We start from the raw sequence: 20204 nt of genomic DNA, 5'->3' as shown, positions 1-20204 counted from the left end.
TCCAGGTGATCAGTGCGCGGAGGCGACCGCGCCGTGCGGGTGTCGACGGTGCGACCCCGCCGGTGGAACGTCGTCGACGCCGCCCGGGTTCCACGGGTTGCAGCGCAGGATCCGCCAGACCGCCAGCCGCGTGCCCTTGAGGACGCCGTGCCGCTCGAGGGCGATCACGGCGTACGCGGAGCACGACGGGTAGAACCGGCAGGTCGGCGGGGTGAGCGGCGACAGGAACCGCTGGTAGACGCGGATCAGCAGCACGAGCAGGCGCCGCGGCGCACGCACCACGGCTCGCGCCGCGCGGGCGAGCGCACGGGACGCGGGACGGGCGGACCCGGGCACGGGCGGGGCGGACGAGGTCATCGCCGGTCCCCCGCACGCCCGGTCAGCCGTCGGGACGCGCTGCGGACGGCACCGTCGAGGTCGTGCCCGAGCGACGCGTAGTCGGCCGCGGCGGCGGGAGCGAGCGCCCGGACCACGACGTCGACGTCGGCGGGCAGCCCGTCGAGCCGCTCCGCCGTGAGCGCACGGAGGCGCCGCTTGACCCGGTTCCGGGTCACGGCGTTCCCCACCCCCTTGGACACGACGAAACCGACCGCCGGACCAGGTCCGGGGTCGGTTCGCGTCACGAGGTGCACCACGAGCGTGTTCCGCCCGGCACGTGCTCCGGTGCGGACGGCCCGCGCGAAGTCGGCGGACCGTCGCATCCGGTGCGCGGCGGGCAGCACCGCGTCGGCGGTGGTGTCAGGCCGACAGCTCGGCGCGACCCTTGCGCCGGCGGGCGGCGAGGATCGCGCGGCCGGCACGGGTCCGCATGCGCAGACGGAAGCCGTGGGTCTTGGCGCGACGCCGGTTGTTCGGCTGGAAGGTCCGCTTGCTCACGATGGTCTCCAAGTACTTCGGTGCATCGGCCGGACGTCCGGCCAGGTCTGTGTGCCCGTGCTCGACTGCTCCGGTACCCACGTCGTCGACGCGGCCGACGTCGGGGCACGCCAGCAGGAGCCATCAGGAAGGCTGGTCAACGTTACGACGCCCGCGCACGGGGGTCAAACCGCGACGGACCCGGGTGCGGGCCGCGGCGCCCACCCCGTCGGGCCCACCCCCTCCCGCCGGGCTGCGACGGCCACTAGCATCGACGCTCGATGCGTCCCGCAGCGACCGGTCCCCACCCCGTGGACAGAGTCGTCCGGTCCTGTGGACAACGCCGCACCTGAGGGGGCCTCCAGCCGCCGCGACGGCCGGGATCCGGCGTGAACCCGCGTGACCCACAGGTGTGGACAAGTCTGTGGACGCACGGACGGGGCGTGCGACACTCGACCACGCGACTCACGACGGCAGCGACGAGGTACAGGTGTCAGGACAGGACGATCAGCTGGGCCAGGTCTGGTCGGCCGCCATGGCGCAGCTCGAGGTGAGCCCCGACATCACCCCCCGTCAGCTTGCGTTCGTGCGGCTGGCGAAGCCGCTCGGCCTGCTCGACGGCACGATGCTGCTGGCGGTCGGCAACGACCTCACCAAGGACTACCTGGAGACGCGCGTCCGCCAGGAGGTCACGGAGGCGCTGGCCGCGGCGCTCGGCCGCGAGGCCCGTTTCGCCATCACGGTCGACCCGTCGCTGGACGGCGGCGGCGAGGCGCTCACCGCCAGCCCGCCCCCGGCACGGCCGGCGGACCAGGACGGCGACCCCGGCCCCGGTCCGGCCACGGCTGCCGAGGTCAGCGTGCCGGAGCCGGCCCGCCCCGAGCCGTTCCGTCGCGAGCCCGCCGGCCCCACCCCGAGCGTCGAGCCGGCGCGGCTCAACCCGAAGTACCTGTTCGAGACCTTCGTCATCGGCTCGTCCAACCGCTTCGCGCACGCCGCGGCGGTGGCCGTCGCCGAGGCACCCGCGAAGGCGTACAACCCGCTGTTCATCTACGGCGACTCCGGGCTCGGCAAGACGCACCTGCTGCACGCGATCGGCCACTACGCGCGCAACCTGTACCCGTCGGTCCGCGTGCGCTACGTGAACTCCGAGGAGTTCACGAACGACTTCATCAACTCCATCGGCGAGGGCAAGGCCGGCGCGTTCCAGCGCCGCTACCGCGAGGTGGACGTCCTGCTCATCGACGACATCCAGTTCCTGCAGGGCAAGGAACAGACGATGGAGGAGTTCTTCCACACGTTCAACACCCTGCACAACGCGAACAAGCAGGTCGTGATCACCTCCGACCTGCCGCCGAAGCAGCTCAACGGCTTCGAGGACCGCATGCGGTCGCGGTTCGAGTGGGGCCTCATCACGGACGTGCAGCCGCCGGACCTCGAGACGCGGATCGCGATCCTGCGCAAGAAGTCCGCGAACGACAAGCTGCAGGCGCCCGACGACGTGCTGGAGTACATCGCGTCGAAGATCTCCACGAACATCCGCGAGCTCGAGGGCGCCCTCATCCGGGTGACGGCGTTCGCGAACCTCAACCGGCAGCAGGTGGACCTCTCGCTGGCGGAGATCGTGCTGAAGGACCTCATCACCGACGAGGACCAGGCCGACATCACGGCGACGGCGGTCATCGGCCAGACCGCGGCGTACTTCGGCCTGACGATCGAGGACCTGTGCGGCTCGTCGCGCTCCCGGGTGCTGGTCACGGCCCGGCAGATCGCCATGTACCTGTGCCGGGAGCTCACGGACCTGTCGCTGCCGAAGATCGGCCAGGCGTTCGGCGGCCGCGACCACACGACCGTCATGCACGCGAACCGGAAGATCCGGGAGCTCATGGCGGAGCGCCGCTCGATCTTCAACCAGGTCACCGAGCTGACCAACCGCATCAAGCAGGAGAGCCGCGGCTGAGCCGTCGCCGCCGTCCCCCACGACCCTCACCTGGACCCCCGCCCGGACGCCCGCGCGGGGGTCCTGCGCGTCCCGGGCCGGAAGTCCCGTGTCTCAGCCTCAACCAGAGCACGAAGGAGCGGTGGGACGATTACTCACACCTGTGGACGAGTCTGTGGATACCGGTGGATGACCCCCTCAGTTCGTGTGGACGCGTCCTACGGGTTCTGGGGACGCAGAAGGACGCCGCGGGCTCCGTCCCCGTCCGGCTGCGTCGTTCCCCAGGGGGTCCACAGCGTTCGTGCACATGCCGATCGGCCGTCTGACCTGGGACGACGTCGTCGGTCCCCAGGTTCCACAGAAGCGAAGACGACGACGACCGTTACCCAGGAAGAAGATCCACAACCCGTCAGTGCTCTGCCGGGCGCTCCGCGGACCGTCCGCCCCTGCACCGGCCCCGGACCGCTCACGGGCTCCTGCGTCCTCCCCTGGGGACGACGTCGGGACGGCCGGATCCGTCGTCAGGAGGCTCCCGGACGAGCCCGCCGTCGTCCGGCACCCGCCCGCGCACGCCACGACCGCCCTCCGGTGCCGTCCTGACGAACGCCAGAGGCCCGCGACGCTCATCCACAGCCCCCGTTCGTCGGTACCGGAGGCCTGGTCACTCGCGTAGTGTTCGGGGGACCCCTGAGCGCCCTCGACGCGCCCCGCGGGGGTCGCCGAGCACCGAGCAGCACCAGCAGGGATCCTCCGATCCCCCGACCGAGAGGGTGGGGCATGAAGTTCCGCGTCGAACGCGACGTCCTCGCAGAAGCCGTCACGTGGATCGCCCGCAGCCTGCCCACCCGTCCCCCGGTCCCCGTCCTGGCCGGCGTCCGCATCGAGGCGGACACCGACGGCACGCTCCGTCTCGCGAGCTTCGACTACGAGGTGTCCGCGCGCTCCGAGATCCCGGCCGACGTCAGCGAGCCGGGCACCGTCCTGGTGTCGGGGCGCCTGCTCGCCGAGATCTCCCGCGCCCTGCCCGCCAAGCCGGTGGACGTGTCGCTCGACGGCACGAAGGTCTCCGTCACCTGCGGCGCCAGCCGCTTCACCCTGCTGACGATGCCCGTCGAGGACTACCCGCAGCTGCCCGCCATGCCCCCGCTCAGCGGCACGGTGGACGGCGACGAGCTCACCCGCGCGGTCGCCCAGGTGACCGTCGCGGCCAGCCGTGACGACACCCTCCCCCTGCTCACCGGCGTGCGCGTGGAGATCGAGGGCGAGAAGGTCACGCTCCTGGCGACCGACCGCTACCGCCTGGCGCTGCGTGAGATGACGTGGAAGCCCGCCTTCCCGGACGCCTCGGAGGTCGCCCTCGTCCGCGCCCGCACGCTGTCCGACGCCGCGAAGTCGCTCGGCGCCTCCGGCTCGGTGACCGTCGGCCTCGCCACCGGCCAGGGCGTCGACCTCATCGGGTTCGAGGCCGGCGGCCGCCACACGACGTCGCTGCTCGTCGACGGCGACTACCCGGCCGTGCGCCGGCTGTTCCCGGACGAGTCGCCCATCCACGCCGTGGTCAACACCCAGCTGCTGGCGGACGCGGCGAAGCGCGTCGCCCTCGTGGCCGAGCGCAACACGCCGATCCGCCTGACGTTCACCGAGGGCCAGGTCGTCCTCGACGCCGGCCAGGGCGACGACGCGCAGGCGTCCGAGGCGCTCGAGGCGACGCTCGTCGGCGAGGACATCGCCGTGGCGTTCAACCCGCAGTTCCTGCTCGACGGGCTCGGCGCGCTCACCACGTCGTTCGTGAGGCTGTCGTTCACGCACCCCAACAAGCCGGTGGAGTTCACGGGCCAGGAGTCGCTCGAGGGCGAGGACCTCAAGGACTACCGCTACCTGCTGGTCCCCATCCGCTTCGCCTCCTGACGCCGGGCCGGCCACAGGCCGGCCACCGGCCGGTGTGACCGGCGAGGCACCCGGCATCGGTCGTCAACACCGGGACGCCGCAGGACAATGGCGGACGAACACCACGTCCTGGACCTGCCCGCAGGGGCGGGGGACGTGCGGGCGACGAGAGGTGGAGCGATGCGGATCGGCCTGGTGGGTCTGGGCAGGATGGGCGCGAACATGCGCGACCGGATGCGGCGCGCAGGGATCGAGGTCACGGGGTACGACCGGAACCCGGAGGTCTCCGACGTCGCGTCGCTGGCCGACCTGGTCGCCGCCCTGCCCGAGGGCGACCGCGTCGTCTGGGTCATGGTCCCGGCCGGTGAGGTCACGCACGGCGTGATCGAGGAGCTCGCGGGCCTGCTCGGCGCCGGCGACCTCGTCATCGACGGCGGCAACTCGTACTTCGGCGACGACAAGGGGCACGCCGCGCAGCTCGGCGAGCGGGGGATCCACTTCGTGGACGTCGGCGTCTCGGGCGGCGTGTGGGGGCTCGCCAACGGCTACGGCCTCATGGTCGGCGGCGACGCCGAGCAGGTCGCGCGCGTGATGCCGGTGTTCGACGCGCTGCGTCCCGAGGGCCCCCGCGAGGAGGGCTTCGTGCACGCGGGCGCGGTCGGTGCCGGGCACTACGCGAAGATGGTGCACAACGGCATCGAGTACGGCCTCATGCAGGCGTACGCCGAGGGCTACGAGCTGCTGGCGGCCAAGGACATCGTCACGGACGTGGCCGGCACCATGAAGGCCTGGCAGCGCGGCACCGTCGTGCGGTCCTGGCTGCTGGAGCTGCTGGTCAAGGCGCTCGAGGAGGACCAGGACTTCGAGGCGATCGACGACTGGGTCGCGGACTCGGGCGAGGGCCGGTGGACGGTCGACGAGGCGATCGAGGCCGCGGTCCCGCTCCCGGTCATCACGGCCGCGCTGTTCGCCCGGTTCCAGTCCCGCCAGGAGGAGTCGCCGGCCATGAAGGCCGTCGCCGCGCTGCGCCAGCAGTTCGGCGGGCACGCCGTCCGCGCCGCGGGCGCCCCGATCTCCGGCGACGCCCCGTCGGGCGTGCGCTCGGAGGGCTGACGCCGCGTCGATGTACGTCTCGCACCTGTCCCTGACGGACTTCCGGTCGTACCACCAGGTCGACCTGACCTTCGAGCCGGGGATCACCGCGCTCGTCGGGCCGAACGGGCAGGGCAAGACGAACCTCGTCGAGGCGATCGGGTACGTCTCGACGTTCTCGAGCCACCGCGTGCCGACCGACGCCCCGCTCGTGCGGGCGGGCGCGCCGGCGGCCGTGGTGCGCTCGCGCATCGTCCGCGCGCAGGACGACGGGTCCGAGCGGGCGCTGGTGATCGACATCCAGCTCGGGTCGGGCCGGTCCAACCGCGTGAAGCTCAACGGCGCGCCGTCGCGGGCCCGCGACGTGGTCGGCGCGCTGCGGTCGGTGCTGTTCGCGCCGGAGGACCTCGCGCTGGTGAAGGGGGACCCGGACGGCCGCCGGCGCTTCGTGGACGAGCTGGCGGTGCAGGTCACGCCGCGGCTCGCGGGTGTGTTCTCCGAGTACGACCGCGTGGTGCGGCAGCGCACCGCGCTGCTGAAGTCGGCGGCCGGCTACCGCGGCTCCCGCGCGAACCTCGACCTGAGCACGCTGGACGTCTGGGACGCGAAGCTCGCGGAGCTCGGGGCCCGGGTGGTCGTGGCCCGGCAGGCGGTGGTGACGGCCCTCGACCCGTACGTGGGCGACGCGTACGAGCGCGTGAGCGAGGGCCAGGGGGCGGCCCGCGTGGACTACCGGTCGTCGCTCGCGTCGACCCTCGGGGCCGGGGAGGACGCCGACCCCGCTCCCCGGGCACCCGGCGCCGGGCCGCACGCCGGCGCGGGTCACGCCGAGGTCGAGGCGCAGATGCTCGAGGCCCTGGCGCGCGTCCGCCCGAAGGAGCTGGAGCGCGGCGTCTGCCTGGTCGGCCCGCACCGCGACGACCTGACGCTCGTGCTGGGCGACCTCCCGGCGAAGGGCTACGCCAGCCACGGCGAGTCCTGGTCGTTCGCCCTGGCGCTGCGGCTCGCGTCGTACGACCTGCTCACGCACGGCCCGCGCGCGGGGACGGACGACGACCCGGCGGCGCTCTGGGTCGCGGACAGCGGGCCGGACGGCGAGCCGGTGCTCATGCTCGACGACGTGTTCGCCGAGCTCGACGCCCGGAGGCGGGCGCGCCTGGCGGAGATGGTCGCCGGGGCGCGGCAGGTGTTCGTCACGGCGGCGGTGCCGGGCGACGTCCCGGACCGCCTGGCGGGCGCGCGGTTCGACGTGCTGGCGTCGGAGGTCGCCCGTGTCGTCGCCTGACGTCCCGGGCGGGACCGACCCCGAGGACCCGGCCGGAGGGCCGGCCGCCGGTGACGCGCCCGACGGGTCGACCGGCTCCCCCGCGCTCGACCCCGCCGTCCCCGTGTGCGAGCAGCTCGACGTCACACCGCCCGCCCAGATGGCCCGCACCTCCCTCGCGCGGTTCCGTGCGGTCGCCCGCTCGAAGGGGTACCGCCCCGGCGAGCAGGCGCGCGGCCGCTCGCCCCTGTCGCCGGCCGAGCGCGGGGGCCCTGGCCTGCACCCCCGCGACCCGCAGATGGTGTCCAGCACGATGGCCTCGCTGTTCCGCGACCGCGGCTGGGTGCAGGAGGTGTCCGTCGGCGGGGTGATCGGCCGCTGGCGGGACGTCGTGGGCGACCAGATCGCCGACCACTGCACGCCGGAGACGTTCACCGAGGGGGTGCTGGTGGTGCGGACGGACTCCTCGGCGTGGGCCCAGCAGCTCAAGCTGCTCGCGCCGCAGCTGGTCCGGCGGCTGTCGGAGGACGTCGGCGAGGGCGTGGTCCAGGAGGTCAGGGTGCTGGGACCGGCCGGTCCGGGCTTCGGCCGCGGCAGGCGCTCGGTGCGCGGGCGCGGCGCGCGGGACACCTGGGGCTGAGCCCGCGGGACGGGCCCGCGGAAACGCATCCACAGGCCCGCGGTTCGACGGGGGTTCCGGCGCGGGGCCGGGTACACTGTGGAGTGACATCCTGGCGCGTCTGCGCCGGTCCAGGACGCACGATCTCCGTCGTCGTGGAGTGATCCGCTCTCCCGTCGGGCAGAGGGGCGCCTCCGCCGCGTGTGAGAACTGAGGAGCACCACCGCCCGTGGCTGACCAGAGCCCCTCCACCGGACCTGCCGTCGACGACCCGAACGCACCGGCGAGGGCGGTGGACGGGACTCCCGCCTACGACGCCTCCGCGATCACGGTGCTCGAGGGCCTCGAGGCCGTCCGCAAGCGTCCCGGCATGTACATCGGCTCCACCGGTGAGCGCGGCCTGCACCACCTCGTCTACGAGGTCGTCGACAACTCGGTCGACGAGGCGCTCGCCGGCTACTGCGACCACATCGAGGTCACGCTGCTCGCCGACGGCGGGGTGCGCGTGGTCGACAACGGCCGTGGCATCCCCGTCGCGATCCACCCGACCGAGGGCCGCCCGACGGTCGAGGTCGTCATGACCATCCTGCACGCGGGCGGCAAGTTCGGCGGCGGCGGCTACGCGGTCTCCGGCGGTCTGCACGGCGTCGGCATCTCCGTCGTCAACGCCCTGTCGACGCGGGTCGAGACCGTCGTCAAGCGCGACGGCTACACGTGGGAGCAGGACTTCGAGGACGGCGGCAAGCCGGCCGGGGAGCTCCGCCGCGGCGAGCCCACGCAGGAGACCGGCACGTCGCAGACGTTCTGGGCCGACCCCGGCATCTTCGAGACCGTCGACTACGACTTCGAGACGCTGCGCTCGCGGTTCCAGCAGATGGCGTTCCTCAACAAGGGCCTGCGGATCACGCTCACGGACGAGCGCCCGCAGCACGCCGACACCGAGGACGAGGTCGCGGGGAGCGACGACGCGGCCCCGGCCGCCGCCCGCACGGTGGTCTACAAGTACGACGGCGGCCTGGTCGACTACGTCAAGCACCTGAACTCCGCGAAGAAGGTCGACCTGGTGCACCCCGAGGTCATCGACTTCGAGGCCGAGGACACCGAGCGCAAGATCTCGGTCGAGATCGCGCTGCAGTGGACGAGCGCGTACTCCGAGTCGGTGCACACGTACGCCAACACGATCTCGACCACCGAGGGCGGCACGCACGAGGAGGGCTTCCGCGCGGCGATGACCTCGCTGGTCAACCGCTACGCGCGCGACAAGGGCATCCTCAAGGACAAGGACGACAACCTCACGGGCGACGACATCCGCGAGGGCCTCACGGCGGTCATCTCGGTCAAGCTCGGCGAGCCGCAGTTCGAGGGCCAGACCAAGACCAAGCTCGGCAACACCGAGGCCAAGACGTTCGTGCAGCGCGTCGTCAACGAGCAGCTCGGCGACTGGCTGGACTCGCACCCGACCGAGGCGCGGGACGTCATCCGCAAGGCCATCCAGGCCAGCCAGGCACGCATCGCCGCCCGCAAGGCGCGCGAGGCCACCCGCCGCAAGGGCCTGCTCGAGTCGAACTCGATGCCCGGCAAGCTCAAGGACTGCCAGTCCAACAACCCGGCCGAGTGCGAGATCTTCATCGTCGAGGGCGACTCCGCCGGCGGCTCGGCGGTCCGCGGGCGCAACCCGCAGACCCAGGCGATCCTCCCGCTGCGCGGCAAGATCCTCAACGTCGAGCGGGCCCGCCTCGACCGGGCGCTCGGCAACGCCGAGGTCCAGGCGCTCATCACGGCGTTCGGCACCGGCATCGGCGAGGACTTCGACCTGTCGAAGCTGCGGTACCACAAGATCGTGCTCATGGCCGACGCCGACGTCGACGGCCAGCACATCCGCACGCTGCTGCTGACGCTGCTGTACCGGTACATGCCCGAGCTGATCCTCAAGGGCCACGTGTACATGGCGCAGCCCCCGCTGTTCCGCATCAAGTGGTCGAACGCCCCGCACGACTACGTGTACTCCGACCGGGAGCGGGACGCCGTGCTCGCCGACGGCCAGGCGAACGGCAAGCGGATCCCCAAGGACAACGGGATCCAGCGCTACAAGGGTCTGGGCGAGATGGACTACTCGGAGCTCTGGGAGACCACCATGTCCCCCGAGCACCGCACCCTGCTGCAGGTCACCCTCGACGAGGCGGCCGCGGCGGACGAGATCTTCTCCGTGCTCATGGGCGAGGACGTCGAGTCCCGCCGCTCGTTCATCCAGCGCAACGCGCGCGACGTGCGGTTCCTCGACATCTGACCTGCCCGACCCGCCCGGCCGGCTGCGTGCGTGCCGGGCCCCGTCCCACCGAAGGACCCTGACCTGTGACAGAGCTGACCGGCGACAACATCGAGCACGGCCGCATCGACCAGGTGGACCTGCAGCTCGAGATGCAGCGGTCCTACCTGGACTACGCGATGGCCGTCATCGTGGGCCGCGCGCTCCCGGACGTCCGCGACGGCCTCAAGCCGGTGCACCGCCGCGTCCTGTACGCCATGTACGACGGCGGCTACCGCCCGGACCGCCAGTTCTCGAAGTGCTCGCGCGTCGTCGGCGACGTCATGGGCAAGTACCACCCGCACGGCGACACGGCGATCTACGACGCCCTCGTCCGCCTGGTGCAGGACTGGTCGCTGCGGTACCCGCTGGTCGCCGGCCAGGGCAACTTCGGCTCCCCCGGTGACGACCCGGCCGCCGCCCCGCGGTACACCGAGTGCAAGATGGCCCCGCTCGCCATGGAGATGGTCCGGGACATCGACGAGGACACCGTCGACTTCCAGGACAACTACGACGGCCGCACCCAGGAGCCGTCGATCCTGCCCTCGCGGTTCCCGAACCTGCTGGTCAACGGCTCCGCGGGCATCGCGGTCGGCATGGCGACCAACATCCCGCCGCACAACCTGCGCGAGGTCGCGGAGGGCGTGCGCTGGCACCTCGACAACCCCGAGGCGTCCAAGGAGGAGCTGCTCGCGGCCCTCCTCACGCGCATCAAGGGGCCGGACTTCCCGACCGGCGCGACGATCCTCGGCCACAAGGGCATCGAGGAGGCGTACCGCACGGGCCGCGGCTCCATCACGATGCGCGCGGTCGTCGAGGTCGAGGAGATCCAGGGCCGCATCTGCCTGGTCGTCACCGAGCTGCCGTACCAGGTCAACCCGGACACCCTCGCGAAGAAGATCGCCGACCTGGTCCGCGAGAACCGCGTCCAGGGCATCGCCGACATCCGCGACGAGACCTCGGGCCGCACCGGCCAGCGCCTGGTCATCGTGCTCAAGCGCGACGCGGTCGCCAAGGTCGTGCTGAACAACCTGTACAAGCACACCCAGCTGCAGGACACGTTCGGCGCGAACATGCTCGCGCTGGTCGACGGCGTGCCCCGCACGCTCAGCCTCGACGCGTTCATCCGGCACTGGACCACCCACCAGCTCGACGTCATCGTCCGGCGGACCAGCTTCCGGCTGCGCAAGGCCGAGGAGCAGATCCACATCTACCGCGGCTACCTCAAGGCGCTCGACGCGCTGGACGAGGTCATCGCGCTCATCCGCCGCTCCCCCGACGCCGACGAGGCCCGCACCGGCCTGATGGCCCTGCTGGACATCGACGAGGTCCAGGCGAACGCGATCCTCACCCTCCAGCTGCGCCGGCTCGCCGCGCTCGAGCGGCAGAAGATCCTCGACGACTACGCCAAGCTCGAGCAGGAGATCCTGGGCTACCGCGCGATCCTCGAGTCCCCGGAGCGGCAGCGTGGGATCGTCCGCGACGAGATGGACGAGATCGTCGACAAGTACGGCGACGAGCGCCGCACCACGATCCTGCCGTTCGACGGCGAGGTGTCGGTCGAGGACCTCATCGCCGAGGAGGAGATGGTCGTCACCATCACCCGCGGCGGCTACGCGAAGCGCACCCGGTCGGACAGCTACCGGGCGCAGCGGCGCGGCGGCAAGGGCGTCCGCGGCGCGCAGCTGCGCGAGGACGACATCGTCGACCACTTCTTCGTCACCACGACGCACCACTGGCTGCTGTTCTTCACCAACCTCGGCCGGGTGTACCGCGCGAAGGCGTACGAGCTGCCCGAGGGCGGCCGCGACGCCAAGGGCCAGCACGTCGCGAACCTGCTGGCGTTCCAGCCGGGCGAGAAGATCGCCCAGGTCCTGGACCTGCGCGACTACGACCAGGCGGAGTACCTGGTGCTCGCCACCAAGCGGGGCCTGGTCAAGAAGACCCGCCTGACCGAGTACGACTCCAACCGGTCCGGCGGCGTCATCGCGATCAACCTCCGCGAGGACGAGAACGGCCTGCCGGACGAGCTGGTCTCGGCCCGCATCGTCGACTCGGTGAACGACCTGATCCTCGTCTCCCGCAAGGGCCAGTCGCTGCGGTTCACGGCCACCGACGAGGCGCTGCGGCCCATGGGACGGGCGACGTCCGGCGTCACGGGCATGAAGTTCCGCGCGGACGACGAGCTGCTGGCCATGGACGTCGTCCGCGAGGAGGCGTTCCTGTTCACGGTGACCCAGGGCGGCATCGCCAAGCGCACCGCGCTGACCGTGGAGAACTACCGCGTGCAGGGCCGCGGCGGCCTCGGCATCAAGGTCGCGAACCTGCCGGAGGCGAACGGGGACCTGGTCGGCGCCCTCGTCACCGACGCGGACGACGAGGTGCTGGTCATCATGGAGCGCGGCAAGATCGTGCGCTCCGCCACCTCCGAGGTGAACGCGACCGGCCGCACGACGCAGGGCGTCATCTTCGCGAAGCCCGACAACGGCGACCGGATCATCGCCGTCGCGCGCAACATCGAGCGTCACCTCGGCGACGAGGCGGGTACCGTGGGGTCGACGGGCGAGCCGGACGTGGCATCCGCTGCCCTCGAGGACACCAGCGCCACCACAGCTCCGGAAGCCCCGGTGGCTGACGAGACCTCCGAGGAGGATGCGTGAGCGACACGCCTCCGTCGATCCCGCCGCGCAAGGCCGGGGACGCGTCCGAGAAGCCGTCGGGCGGCCGCACGGCCACCGAGACCTCGCCGCGCGGCGCCGGGTCCACGCAGGCCACGCCCACCGCGCCCCGCGGCTCGGCGTCCGCCCCGGCCAGGCCCGCGAGCGGCAAGCCCGCGACCTCGGGCAAGCCCGCCGGTGCGCCCTCCGGGCCGGCGGCGACGTCCGCCTCCCCCGCCGGCGGCACGGCCTCCGGCACCGCGACCGCCACGAAGCCGGCGGCGCGCCCCGCGCGTGACGCCGACGCCGCGGCCGCCCCGCGCCCGTCGCTGAGCGGCTCCGGTCCGCGGCGCGTCCGGCTCGCGATCTCCCGGGTGGACCCGTGGTCGGTCATGAAGCTGTCGTTCCTCATGTCCGTCGCGATCGGCATCATGATCGTCGTCGCGGCCGCGGTGGTGTGGCTGACGCTCGACGGGCTCGAGGTGTTCGCCAAGCTCAACGGCCTGATCGTCGAGATCCTCGCGGACTCCGACTTCGACCTCATGCAGTACGTCGAGTTCGACCGGGTCATCTCGGTGGCGACGCTCGTCGCGGTCGTCGACGTCTTCCTCATCACCGCGCTGTCCACCATCGGGGCGTTCCTGTACAACATCACCGCCGCGCTGGTCGGTGGCGTGCACGTCACGATGACGGACGAGTGACCCGCGGTTTGGGCGGGCAGCCCCTGCTGGGGTAGTCTCGTCCGGCACGCCAGCCGTGCCACGGGCCTATAGCTCAGACGGTTAGAGCGCTTCCCTGATAAGGAAGAGGTCAGAGGTTCAAGTCCTCTTAGGCCCACTCCCGAGCCCTGGGGGGAACCCGTGAAGAAGCTCCTTCTCCTGACGGCCGTGGCCGTCGCGGGATACGTCGCCTGGACGCGGTACGCCGCCGAGCGCGACGACCGGGACCTGTGGGCCGAGGTCACCGACCCGGTCGAGTAGGGGCTCGCCCACGCAGCACCTCCCGGCGCGGCCGCACGCCGGTCGCTCACGGGGCCATGGCGCAATTGGTAGCGCACCTGCTTTGCAAGCAGGGGGTTAGGGGTTCGAGTCCCCTTGGCTCCACCACCCGGTCGCGGTCCCGCGGGACGTCCCACGCGCGGCTCCCCCTGGCAGGTCGATGCGCCCCGTCGCCGCACGCGCGCGGGCTACGGTGGCCGCCATGACCGATCCCCACCCGACCGTCCCGGGCGCCACCTACCCCGGCCCGCCGGGCTCCGGGCGCACAGGCCGTGCGGCGCGGGACGCGTGGGACGTCCAGCTGCGGTGCCAGGCGGTCGTCGCCGCGCTCGCGGTCCTCGCCACCGTGGCAGTGGCCGTGGGGTCGCACGACGACGGCGCCGCCGGTCTCATGGCGTTCGTGTGGCTCGTGCACGCGCTGGTGACGCTCGTCGTCGGGTTCCCGGTCGGCGTCGTCGTGGGGCGGCAGGTGCCGGCGGGGACGACCGCACCGCGGGCGGCTGCCTGGTTCGCGGGCGCCGGGGCCGTGACCGGCGGCCTCCTCACCCTTGCCACCGCGCCGGCGACCGCCGTCGTCTACGCGCTGCTCGGCGGGGTCGTCGCGGGCGGTGCGCGGGCCTGGGCGCACGCCCCGATCGACCGCCGGCGCGCGGCGCGGAACGCGGCGGCGGAGCGGCCGGCCGAGCCCGTCACGCCGCCCGTCGCCCCGCAGGCGCCGGCCCCGGCGACCGACCTGCCCTGACGTCCCCTCCGCACCCGGACCCGGGCCGCCGCGCGTCCGCGCGCACCGGGGAGCCCGGTCCCGGACGCGCGACGGCCCGGCACCTGCGCGGTGCCGGGCCGTCCGGGTCGTGCTGCGGCGCGCGCCGGGAGGCTCAGGCCTCCGGCTTCTCGGCCTCCGCCGCGGCGTCGGGCTTCTTCGGCGCCGCACGGCGCTGCGTCGCCTTCTTGGTCGCCTCGCTGACCTTCTCGGTCGCGTCGGCGACGCGCTCCTCGACGTCGTCGCGGACCTCGGCGACCTTCTCGGCGGCCTTCTTGGTCGCCTCGCGGCCCCGGGCGACGGCCTCGCCGGCCGCCTCGCCGACGGCCTCGGCGGCGTCACCGGCACGGGCCCGGAGCTGGTCGGCCGCCGGGGCCTCCGGCTCCCACGGCTCGGCCCACGGGTCCGTGGTCGTCCGCGAGCGGGTCCAGGCGAACGCCGCGGCGCCCGCACCGGCCAGGGCCGCGACCAGGAAGAACCGCTTGGCGCCCGTGTGCTTCTTCTTCTGGGACTGCTTCGCCGCGGCGGCGACGGCCGCGGCCGCGGCGGCGGCACGGGCCTTGGAGGCGTCCGCGCCCTTGTCGGCGACGTGCTCGACCGCGGAACCGGCGCGCTCGGCGGCCTCGTTCACGGCCGCGACGAGCTTGGGCAGCAGCTCGTCGACGAGCTTGTCGTGCGCGGTGTCGATGACCGGGCCGGTCTTCACCGCGGCCTTCTCGACGCGCGGGGCCGCGGCCTTGACGCTCTCCTTGTACAGGTGGTCGATCCGCGGGATCAGCCACTCGATCGCGGCCTCGACGCGCGGCTGGGTCCACTCGACGGCGTGCCCGGCGGCGCCCTTCGCGGCGACCGCTGCCTCGGCTGCCTGCACCTTCGCGGTTGCGGCCAGCTTGCCGGCGCCGTCGGCGGCCTTGCTCCCGGCGTCCGCGAGGGCGGCGCCCACGTCGGCGGCCTGGTCCTTGAGGCGCTCGGAGGTCAGGTGGTCGGTGACGGTCTCGAGCTTGCTCCGTCGAGTCAGGAAGGCCATGTCCACACTCTCCCTCAGGGGTGGTCCGTTGACGTCCCACTCTGCCACCGTCGGGCTCTTCGCGCAGGTGGCAGGGCTGTGTTCGTCGCCCGTGAACACGGGACCCTCACGGGGTCGCCCCACGGCCCGGCGTGACAGGATGACGGGCATGCACGCGACCCTGCACACGAACCGTGGCGACATCCGCCTGGAGCTCTTCCCGAACCACGCCCCGCGGACCGTGGAGAACTTCCGCGGCCTCGCCACCGGTGAGAAGGAGTGGACCGACCCCGCGACCGGCGAGCCCCGCACCGGCACGCCGCTGTACGACGGCGTCGTCTTCCACCGTGTCATCGACGGCTTCATGATCCAGGGCGGCGACCCGCTCGGGCGCGGCACCGGCGGCCCGGGGTACACGTTCGACGACGAGATCCACCCCGAGCTGCGGTTCTCCGAGCCGTACCTGCTGGCCATGGCGAACGCGGGCCTGCGCCGCGACCCGGTCACCGGCCAGGTCGGCGGCACGAACGGCTCGCAGTTCTTCATCACCGTGACCGCGACGCCGCACCTCAACGGCAAGCACACGATCTTCGGCAAGGTGGCGGACGACGAGTCCCGCGCCGTCGTCGACGCGATCGCGACCACCCGCACCCGCCCGGGCGACCGGCCGGTCGAGGACGTCGTGATCCAGTCGGTGACCATCGAGCCCTGACGCCCTGATGACCCAGCCGCAGCCGGTCCCCGCTCCCGCTCCCCCGCCGGTCTGCCCGCGGCACCCCGACCGCATCGCCTACGTGCGGTGCCAGCGGTGCGGCAGGCCGACGTGCCCGGAGTGCCAGCGACCGGCTGCGGTGGGCATCCAGTGCGTCGACTGCGTGCGGGACGCGGCGCGTCAGACCCGTCCCGCACGCACCGCCTTCGGGGGAGCCGTCACCGGCCGCACCCCCGTGGTGACGTACACGCTCATCGCGCTGTGCGTCCTGTCGTACGTCCTCCAGCTGACCGTGCCGGGCTGGACGCAGCGCCTGGCGTTCGCGCCGGTGCTGGGGGAGACGGAGCCGTGGCGGTTCCTCACGGCGGCGTTCCTGCACTCCCAGAACCAGATCCTGCACATCGTGTTCAACATGGTGGCGCTGTGGTCCGTCGGGCCGTTCCTCGAGGCGATGCTCGGGCGGTGGCGGTTCCTCGCGCTGTACCTGCTGAGCGCCGTCGGCGGGTCGGTCATGTTCCTGCTGCTCGCGTCGCCGGACTCGCTGAGCTGGTTCACCTGGCTCGTGGGGGCGTCGGGGGCGGTGTTCGGCCTGTTCGGCGCGGTCCTCGTGGTGCTGCGTCGCACGGGACGCAGCGCGGGCGGCATCGTCGGCGTCCTGGTGATCAACGCGGTGCTCGGCTTCGTGCTCCCGGGCGTGGCCTGGCAGGCGCACCTCGGCGGCCTCGTGGTGGGTGCCGCGCTCGGGACGGCGTTCGCGTACGCGCCGCGCGAGCGCCGGCTGCCGGTGGCGGTCGGTGCGTGCGCGGGGGTGGCGGTGCTGCTGGCAGCGGCCGTCGTGGTGAGCTACGGGGCGGTCTGATGCCCGTCCCCAGCGTTGCTCACAGCTGTGGAACTACACCCGTGTAGTTATCCACAGGGTTGTGCACCCCTGGGGACATCGCGGTCGCGCGCCTGGGGACAACGGGTCCGCCGCTGGGGACGGCGCTGTGGTCGACGCCGCGCACGACCGGCGGGCACACCCCCGGTGAGGCTCCGGACGTCGTCGTCCGGGCCTGCGCCGGGCTGGACCGCCGCTACTTCCAGCGGGTGGCCATCCCGAGGCCACCGAGCGCGAACGCGAAGCCGATCGCCAGGTTCCACGACCGGATGCCGGGGACCGGGTAGTCGAACCCCGTGAGGTACGTGACGACGATCCAGAGCAGGCCGAGCAGCAGCAGCCCGCCCAGCACCGGCACGAACCACGGCGGGTTGACGCCGGGTCCGGCGGACTTCTCGGGCGGCGCGGTGTAGTGCGACTTCTGCCGCGTCCTCGACTTGGGCACGGGGATGCTCCTGACCTCGACCGTCGGACGTGCGCCCGATCCGCGCACGACCCGCTGTGGACGCACACCTGCGGGGCGCCGTCGTGGCCTAGCGTAGTGGCGACACCGAGGGGGAGAAGCGTGCCTGACGAGCACCCCGAGCGCCGGGCCCACGGCGCCCACGCCGCGGACGCCGCGGCGTCGCCCTCCGGTGCCCGCGACGACGAGGTCTCCGCGCGCCTGCACGCCGCGCGCGAGCGCGCCCAGCACCGCCTCACCCGGCAGCGGCGCGGGCGGGCGCTGCGGGGCACCGCGTCCGTCGCGCTGGTCATGGCGCTCGCCGGCGCCCTCTTCACGGCCAACGCCCGGCTCTCGGCCGGGACGGACACCCGCCAGCCGCAGGACCTCCAGGGGCTGCAGGCCAACGAGGACGCCCGACGGGAGCGGCTCGCCGACGAGGTCGCGGCGCTGCGCGCCCAGGTCGACGCGCTCACGCAGGAGCAGACCGACACCGTGGGCCTCGAGTGGCAGTCGGCCGGCGCGGCGTTCGACGTCGCCTCCGGCAAGGTCGCGGTCACCGGGACCGGCATCACGGTGAGCCTGGACGACGCGCCGGCGGACGGTCCGCGCCCCGCCGGCACCGGGCCGGACGACCTGGTGGTCCACCAGCAGGACCTGCAGGCCGTCATCAACGCGCTCTGGGCGGGCGGCGCCGAGGCGATGGCGCTCATGGACCAGCGCGTGATCTCGACCAGCGCGTTCCAGTGCATCGGCAACGTGCTCTCGCTCCAGGGCCGCCGGTACTCGCCGCCGTACGTCGTCACCGCGGTCGGCGACCCGGAGGAGCTGCTCGCCGCGCTCGACGCCGACCCGGCCGTGCGCGCGTACCGGACGTGGGTGGACGCCGTGGGACTCGGCTGGGCCGTGACCGAGCCGGACGGCGGCGTCCAGGTGCCCGCCTACGATGGGTCCGTCGACATGAGGTACGCCAGCGTGCCGCCGGGCACGGAGGTGCTGCCCGGGCTCGTCGCGGGCAGCAGCACCGCGACCGGCGCGCAGAGCCGGCGGGAGGACACCGGGGGATGAGCGGGACGGAGGCCACGTGGCCGCCCCTCGGCGAGCGCGGCGAACCCGACCGGCCCGGTGAGGGCGGCGCCCCGGGCACGACGCGGACGACGCCCGGGCCGGGGACGCGCCGCCGGGCGTCCCGCGGGTCGGCGGGGACCGCGGGACCGCCCCGCCGGGGCGCCGGCGTCGTGCTCGGCGCCGTGGGCGTGCTCGGCGAGCTGCTCATCACCGCCGGCGTGCTGCTGCTCGCGTTCCTCGCGTGGCAGCTGTGGTGGACCGACGTGGTCGCCGACCGGGAGCAGGCGGCCGTGGTGGCCGAGCAGGGCTGGGACGAGCCGCTCGCCGACCTCGACGACGGCCCGGCGATCGTCACGCCGCGGTACGACGACCCTCCGGTCATGGAGCAGCCGCCGTACCTCACGACGTTCGCGTCCATGCGCGTGCCGCGGTGGGACGGCGAGCCGACCCGCACCATCACGCAGGGCACCGACCGCGAGAACGTGCTGAACCCGCTCGGCGTCGGGCACTACGACGGCACCGCGATGCCGGGCGGCGTCGGCAACTTCGCGCTCGCCGCGCACCGCACCACGTACGGCAAGCCGTTCAACCGGATCGAGGAGCTGCAGGCGGGCGACCCGATCGTCGTGTGGACCGAGGAGGCCTGGTACGTCTACCGGGTCACCGACTCGCAGATCGTGCTGCCGCACGAGACGCAGGTCATCGAGCCCGTCCCGAACCAGCCGGGCGTCGCGCCGACCGAGCGGTCCATCACCCTGACGACCTGCCACCCCATGTTCTCCGCGCGCGAGCGCTACATCGTGCACGGTGTGATGGACTACTGGGCACCCCTCGACGAGGGCGTGCCCGCCGAGCTCGTGGAGGGCACCTGATGTACGGCTGGCTGTGGCGGCACCTGCCCGGACCGGCGGTGGTGCGTGTGCTGGTGCTGCTGGTCCTCGCGGCCGGCGTGCTGGCGGCGTGCTTCGTCTGGGTGTTCCCGTGGCTCGCCCCGTACATGCCGTTCAACGACACCACCGTGGGGGAGTGACCGATGAGCCGGATCCTCGTCGTCGACAACTACGACTCGTTCGTCTACACGATCGTCGGCTACCTCGACCAGCTCGGGGCCGAGACGGTGGTCGTGCGGAACGACGCCGTGCCGCCCCTCGAGGAGCGCACCGGGTTCGACGGCGTGCTCGTCTCGCCCGGGCCCGGCACGCCGTCCGAGGCCGGCGCCTCGATGCAGGTCATCCGCGACTGCGCGGCGTCGGGCACCCCCATGCTGGGCGTCTGCCTCGGCCACCAGGCGCTCGGGGAGGTCTTCGGCGGCACGGTCACGCACGCGCCCGAGCTGATGCACGGCAAGACCAGCCAGGTCGCGCACGACGGGCAGGGCGTGTTCGAGGGCCTGCCGACGCCGTTCACCGCGACCCGCTACCACTCGCTGGCCGTCGTCGACGGGACCGCGTCCGACGAGCTCGTGGTCACCGCCCGGGCGAACGGCATCATCATGGGCCTGCAGCACCGCGAGCTGCCGCTGCACGGCGTGCAGTTCCACCCGGAGTCCGTGCTGACCGAGGGCGGCCACCGGCTGCTGGCGAACTGGCTGACGCTGACCGGGGCGGACGACGCCGTCGAGCGCTCCGCGGACCTGCACCCGCTCGTCCGGCCGTAGCGCCGGCGGGGACGACGGAGGCCGGCACCCGCGCGGGTACCGGCCTCCGTCAGGGACGAGCGGCGT

At 73.1% G+C, this 20204-nt stretch carries 21 protein-coding genes and 2 tRNA genes; 18 read left to right on the top strand and 5 right to left on the bottom strand.

Going from position 1 to position 20204, the window contains the following annotated elements; genetic code table 11:
- Positions 1–9: 9 nt before the first annotated feature.
- Genes yidD through rpmH form a run of 3 tightly spaced genes read right to left on the bottom strand, consistent with a single transcriptional unit; the run spans position 10 to position 876 of the window.
- Complete coding sequence (yidD, locus tag AAHH18_RS04105; protein ID WP_283318739.1) at positions 10–357, bottom strand: membrane protein insertion efficiency factor YidD; 348 nt, start codon at positions 355–357, stop codon at positions 10–12.
- Positions 354–722 (bottom strand): ribonuclease P protein component, encoded by a 369-nt coding sequence (gene rnpA / locus AAHH18_RS04100; RefSeq protein ID WP_343300673.1) that lies wholly within the window; start codon positions 720–722, stop codon positions 354–356. Before rnpA ends, yidD begins: the two co-directional genes overlap by 4 nt.
- 16 nt (positions 723–738) lie before the next feature.
- Complete coding sequence (gene rpmH, locus AAHH18_RS04095; RefSeq protein ID WP_010849920.1) at positions 739–876, bottom strand: 50S ribosomal protein L34; 138 nt, start codon at positions 874–876, stop codon at positions 739–741.
- Between the two features lie 514 nt (positions 877–1390).
- Between rpmH and dnaA the strand changes: the two genes are divergently transcribed.
- From dnaA to AAHH18_RS04035, 12 genes are all read left to right on the top strand, one after another.
- A complete protein-coding gene (gene dnaA / locus AAHH18_RS04090) occupies positions 1391–2815 on the top strand; it encodes a chromosomal replication initiator protein DnaA (protein WP_459349078.1) in 1425 nt (474 codons plus the stop codon).
- A gap of 756 nt (positions 2816–3571) precedes the next feature.
- The gene (dnaN, locus tag AAHH18_RS04085; RefSeq protein WP_283318736.1) at positions 3572–4702 is read left to right on the top strand and encodes a DNA polymerase III subunit beta; all 1131 of its coding nucleotides are present in this window, start codon (positions 3572–3574) and stop codon (positions 4700–4702) included.
- A gap of 159 nt (positions 4703–4861) precedes the next feature.
- Positions 4862–5794, top strand: a complete 933-nt coding sequence (gene gnd, locus AAHH18_RS04080; protein ID WP_283318735.1) for a phosphogluconate dehydrogenase (NAD(+)-dependent, decarboxylating) — start codon at positions 4862–4864, stop codon at positions 5792–5794.
- 10 nt (positions 5795–5804) lie between these two features.
- A complete protein-coding gene (gene recF, locus AAHH18_RS04075; protein WP_283318734.1) occupies positions 5805–7058 on the top strand; it encodes a DNA replication/repair protein RecF in 1254 nt (417 codons plus the stop codon).
- Positions 7045–7677 (top strand): DciA family protein, encoded by a 633-nt coding sequence (locus AAHH18_RS04070; protein WP_343300671.1) that lies wholly within the window; start codon positions 7045–7047, stop codon positions 7675–7677. The genes recF and AAHH18_RS04070 overlap by 14 nt, the downstream gene beginning before the upstream one ends.
- Before the next feature lie 208 nt (positions 7678–7885).
- Positions 7886–9943, top strand: coding sequence for a DNA topoisomerase (ATP-hydrolyzing) subunit B (gene gyrB, locus AAHH18_RS04065; protein ID WP_459349077.1), 2058 nt, complete (start codon positions 7886–7888; stop codon positions 9941–9943).
- A 65-nt stretch (positions 9944–10008) separates the two neighbouring features.
- Entirely contained in the window at positions 10009–12621 is a 2613-nt protein-coding gene (gene gyrA, locus AAHH18_RS04060; RefSeq protein WP_343300670.1) for a DNA gyrase subunit A, read from the top strand.
- Positions 12618–13319 (top strand): DUF3566 domain-containing protein, encoded by a 702-nt coding sequence (locus AAHH18_RS04055; protein WP_343300669.1) that lies wholly within the window; start codon positions 12618–12620, stop codon positions 13317–13319. The genes gyrA and AAHH18_RS04055 overlap by 4 nt, the downstream gene beginning before the upstream one ends.
- Positions 13320–13381: 62 nt before the next feature.
- A tRNA-Ile gene (locus tag AAHH18_RS04050) sits at positions 13382–13455 on the top strand.
- A gap of 23 nt (positions 13456–13478) precedes the next feature.
- Complete coding sequence (locus AAHH18_RS04045) at positions 13479–13598, top strand: DLW-39 family protein (RefSeq protein WP_222170890.1); 120 nt, start codon at positions 13479–13481, stop codon at positions 13596–13598.
- A gap of 50 nt (positions 13599–13648) precedes the next feature.
- Positions 13649–13724: transfer RNA gene (locus AAHH18_RS04040), tRNA-Ala, on the top strand.
- Positions 13725–13818: 94 nt separating this feature from the next.
- Positions 13819–14358 carry a hypothetical protein gene (locus AAHH18_RS04035; protein WP_343300668.1) on the top strand — a complete coding sequence of 180 codons (540 nt, stop codon included), beginning with the start codon at positions 13819–13821 and terminating at the stop codon, positions 14356–14358.
- A gap of 133 nt (positions 14359–14491) precedes the next feature.
- On the opposite strand, the gene AAHH18_RS04030 is transcribed toward AAHH18_RS04035, so the two are convergent.
- A complete protein-coding gene (locus AAHH18_RS04030; RefSeq protein ID WP_343300667.1) occupies positions 14492–15403 on the bottom strand; it encodes a hypothetical protein in 912 nt (303 codons plus the stop codon).
- Positions 15404–15551: 148 nt separating this feature from the next.
- Between AAHH18_RS04030 and AAHH18_RS04025 the strand changes: the two genes are divergently transcribed.
- The gene (locus AAHH18_RS04025; protein ID WP_283318727.1) at positions 15552–16094 is read left to right on the top strand and encodes a peptidylprolyl isomerase; all 543 of its coding nucleotides are present in this window, start codon (positions 15552–15554) and stop codon (positions 16092–16094) included.
- Between the two features lie 139 nt (positions 16095–16233).
- Positions 16234–16953 (top strand): rhomboid family intramembrane serine protease, encoded by a 720-nt coding sequence (locus tag AAHH18_RS04020; protein ID WP_343300666.1) that lies wholly within the window; start codon positions 16234–16236, stop codon positions 16951–16953.
- Positions 16954–17167: 214 nt separating this feature from the next.
- Here the strand turns inward: AAHH18_RS04020 and AAHH18_RS04015 are convergent, their stop codons facing one another.
- Positions 17168–17416 (bottom strand): cell division protein CrgA, encoded by a 249-nt coding sequence (locus AAHH18_RS04015; RefSeq protein WP_222170895.1) that lies wholly within the window; start codon positions 17414–17416, stop codon positions 17168–17170.
- 120 nt (positions 17417–17536) lie between these two features.
- Here AAHH18_RS04015 and AAHH18_RS04010 point away from each other — a divergent pair, with 120 nt between their 5' ends.
- From AAHH18_RS04010 to AAHH18_RS03995, 4 genes are read left to right on the top strand one after another with little or no spacing between them, the layout of a single operon-like run.
- Entirely contained in the window at positions 17537–18481 is a 945-nt protein-coding gene (locus tag AAHH18_RS04010) for a DUF881 domain-containing protein (RefSeq protein ID WP_283318725.1), read from the top strand.
- A complete protein-coding gene (locus AAHH18_RS04005; RefSeq protein WP_343300665.1) occupies positions 18478–19353 on the top strand; it encodes a class E sortase in 876 nt (291 codons plus the stop codon). The genes AAHH18_RS04010 and AAHH18_RS04005 overlap by 4 nt, the downstream gene beginning before the upstream one ends.
- A complete protein-coding gene (locus tag AAHH18_RS04000) occupies positions 19353–19511 on the top strand; it encodes a hypothetical protein (protein WP_343300664.1) in 159 nt (52 codons plus the stop codon). Before AAHH18_RS04005 ends, AAHH18_RS04000 begins: the two co-directional genes overlap by 1 nt.
- Positions 19512–19514: 3 nt before the next feature.
- A complete protein-coding gene (locus AAHH18_RS03995) occupies positions 19515–20138 on the top strand; it encodes an aminodeoxychorismate/anthranilate synthase component II (protein WP_343300663.1) in 624 nt (207 codons plus the stop codon).
- The last annotated feature ends 66 nt before the right edge of the window (positions 20139–20204 follow it).

Origin of the sequence: Cellulomonas olei, assembly GCF_039548315.1 — a bacterium.
GTDB lineage: Bacteria > Actinomycetota > Actinomycetes > Actinomycetales > Cellulomonadaceae > Cellulomonas.
The sequence above is the reverse complement of the archived record's forward strand: the minus strand, read 5'-3'. Positions and strand labels throughout refer to the sequence as shown.